At 64.3% G+C, this 3,420-nt stretch carries 1 pseudogene; it reads left to right on the plus strand.

What is annotated here, in order from left to right:
• Window positions 1–299: 299 nt before the first annotated feature.
• Window positions 300–3,420 (plus strand): annotated as a pseudogene (locus tag EOA28_RS29395) (protein ndvB); the annotation flags it as partial.

Below are 3,420 nucleotides of genomic sequence, written 5' to 3' on the forward strand. Positions count from 1 at the left end.
CGCTCGATCGCCTTGCCGCCAACCATTAACGGCTGTTGCCAAACATGATCGCGACGCCGGCGAAAATTGGCGTAAGCTCTTGCCCGCATCACGAAAAAGCCGGATTCCTTGCCTCGATCAGATACGGGACGGGGAGCGTGGGGCGCTCGTCCACCGCGTTGCTGAGAGATGACGCCCTGGGTGGTGCGGAAAACGAACTTTCGGCCTAAGTTGACATGCAACCAATTGCAATTGAACCGGTTTTAGGGCCATTGCCGTGGCGGTGACGCCGCATTGCGCCCCCGCTTACGGAATTTTCAATGAACATTCAGACCAATCCCAACAAGATCGAACAGACAAGCGCCGGCTTCCCGTTGGTGACGGAAGCGCCGATACGCTCCAATTTCCTCCCTGAGGACCGGCTGCGCGCCTTGGGCGTCGCTTTAGCCAAGGGCGAGGTCAAGGACCTGTTCGGCCTCGCCCCGTTCGAGTTCCAGGCCCGCATCCGCGACAGCGCCAAGAAGATCCTCGAAGTCTACCGTTCGACCAATGCCGCCCAGGCCAAGGGCGAGACCATCACGCCGGCCGCGCAATGGCTGCTCGACAACAACTATTTGGTCGAGGAGACCATCTTCCAGGTGAAGCGTGACCTGCCGCGCCGCTTCTATCGGCAGCTGCCGACGCTCACGCTCGGCGACGGGACGGTGCTGCCGCGCGCTTTCGTCGTTGCCTGGAGCTATGTCGAGCATTCCGACAGCTCGGTCTCGGCCAACATGTTCAAGGCCATTGTCGAGGGCTTCCAGTCGGTCGAGCCGATGAAGATCGGCGAGCTCTGGGCGCTGCCCTCGCTACTGCGCTTCGTGCTGATCGAGAACCTGCGTCGCATCGCCGTGCGCGTCGACCGCACCAGGCAGATGCGACACATCGCCAACGAGGTTGCCGACCGGGTTCTCGCGACCGACGACAATGCCGACCGCACCAGGATCCTGTCCAACTACAGCGCGCATGCGCAGGACACCACGTTTGCCACCCAGTTGCTCTACCGCCTGCGCGACGGGTCGCAGAACGCCGGCCGGGCGCTGGAATGGCTGGAGGGAGAGCTGGAAAAGACCGGCTCCGACGCCGAGGAGATCATCATCTCCGAGCATCAGACGCTTTCCAGCGGCAATGTCACCACCGGCAACATCATCCGCGGCCTGCGCCTCATCAACGACGTCGACTGGACGGTCTGGTTCGAAGGCGTCAGCCGCATCGACACGCTGTTGCGTGAGAAGACCGATTTCGCCGACCTCGATTTCTTCTCGCGCGACCAGTACCGCACCGCGATCGAGCAACTGGCGCGGCGCTCCGAGCTGTCCGAATATCGGGTGGCCGAAAAGGCGATCGAGCTTGCCGGCCACACGCCCGGCGTCACCAATGCATCCGGCGTGCCGGAGACAGCGGATCCGGACGTGCACACCGATGTCGGGTTCTTCCTGGTCGGGCCGCGCCGTCAGGAGCTGGAAAAGGCGATCGGCTACCGGCCGCCTTTCTATGTGACCTTCAAGCGTGCCTTTGCCAGCGCCGGCTGGATGGGCATCGTCAGCCCGGTTTTCCTTCTGACGGCGCTGCTGTTGGTGCTGTCGGGCAGGGCGCTCGCCAATCTCGGCCTGTCGGTGGAATCGATCACGCTGATGCTGGCGCTGTTCGCAGTGCCGGCAAGCGAAGGCGCGCTGGCCTTCTTCAACACCGTCGTGGCGCTGTTCCTCAAACCCACCCGGCTTGTCGGCTACGACTACAACAAGCACGGCATCCCGGCCGAGGCGCGCACGCTGGTCGTGGTGCCCTCGCTGATCGGCTCGCGCGACGACGTCGAGGAAAACATCCGCAACATCGAGGTGCACCACCTCGCCAACACGGCCGAAGAGATCCATTTCGCCCTGTTGTCCGACTGGCCGGATTCCAAGACCGAGATCGACGCCGCCGACATCGAGATCCTGCAATATGCCCGCGACGAGATCGCCAGGCTCAACGCCCGCTATCCGTCGGAAGGCTCGCCGCGCTTCTACCTCTTGCATCGCCGCCGGCTCTACAACCAGGCGCAGGGCTGCTGGATGGGCTGGGAGCGCAAGCGCGGCAAGCTGCATGAGCTGAACCTTCTCCTGCGTGGCGACAGCGACACCACCTTCCTGCCGCTCGACGTGCCGCTGCCGGAAAAGGTCGTCTATGTGATGACGCTCGACGCCGACACGCGCACCACGCGCGATGCGGTTTCGAGCTTGGTCGGCAAGCTCGCCCATCCGCTGAACCGCCCGCATTTCGACCCAGTCAAGCGCGTCGTCACCGCGGGCTACACGATCCTGCAGCCGCGCATCACCGCCTCGCTGACCAGCGGCGACGATGCCTCCTTCTTCCAGCGCGTCTTCTCGGCCAATCGCGGCCTCGACCCCTATGTCTTCGCCGTCTCCGACGTCTACCAGGACGTCTTCGGCGACGGTTCCTTCACCGGCAAGGGCCTCTATCATGTCGACGCCTTCGAGGCGGCGCTGAAGAACCGCATCGACGAAAACACCATCCTCAGCCACGACCTGCTCGAAGGCGCGCTCTCGCGCGCCGCTTTGGTCACCGACGTCGAGCTGGTCGAGGACTATCCCACCCGCTACTCCGTCGACGCCTCGCGCCATCACCGCTGGGCGCGCGGCGACTGGCAGCTGCTCGGCTACATTTTCGACCCGCGCTCCGGCGTGCCGGCGCTGTCGCGCTGGAAGATGGTCGACAATCTGCGCCGCTCGGTCACCCCGATCTTCTGGGTCATGGCCTGCGTCGCCGGCTGGACGCTGCTGCCCTTCACCCAGGCGGCGCAGTGGCAGGCGCTTATGATCCTCAGCCTGTTCATGGCGCCTACCTTCGACATCGTGAACGGGATCCTGCCCAAGAGCGGCGACCAGACGCCGCGCGGCCATTTCTCGGCGCTTGCGCGCGACACCGTCTTCGGCACGGCGCTGGTGGCGCTGAAGGTGCTCTTGATGGCGCATCTCGCCTGGATGATGGGCGACGCCATCATTCGCACCATCTACCGCCTCTTCGTCAGCCGGCAGAACCTGCTCGAATGGCGCACCGCCTCGCAGGCCGCCAAGGGCGGCAACGATCTCGGCGCCTATTACGGCATGATGTATGGCGCGGTGATCATCGGAGTCGTCGGCCTGGCTATTCCGGTGCTGGCCGATTCCACAGGCGCCTTCGTCGCCTTCTTCTTCGCCATCTTCTGGATCGCTTCGCCGGCCGTCGCCTGCTGGATCAGCCGCTCGGCCGAGACCGAGGACAGGCTGCGCATCTCGAGCGCCGACATCCAGGTGCTGCGCACCTTCGCGCGCCGCACCTGGCACTATTTCGAGACCTTCGTGACGACCGAGCAGCATCATTTGCCGCCGGACAATTTCCAGGAAAGCCCGGCGCCGGTGG

The organism is Mesorhizobium sp. M2A.F.Ca.ET.067.02.1.1 (assembly GCF_004023285.1).
Classification (GTDB): Bacteria; Pseudomonadota; Alphaproteobacteria; order Rhizobiales; family Rhizobiaceae; genus Mesorhizobium.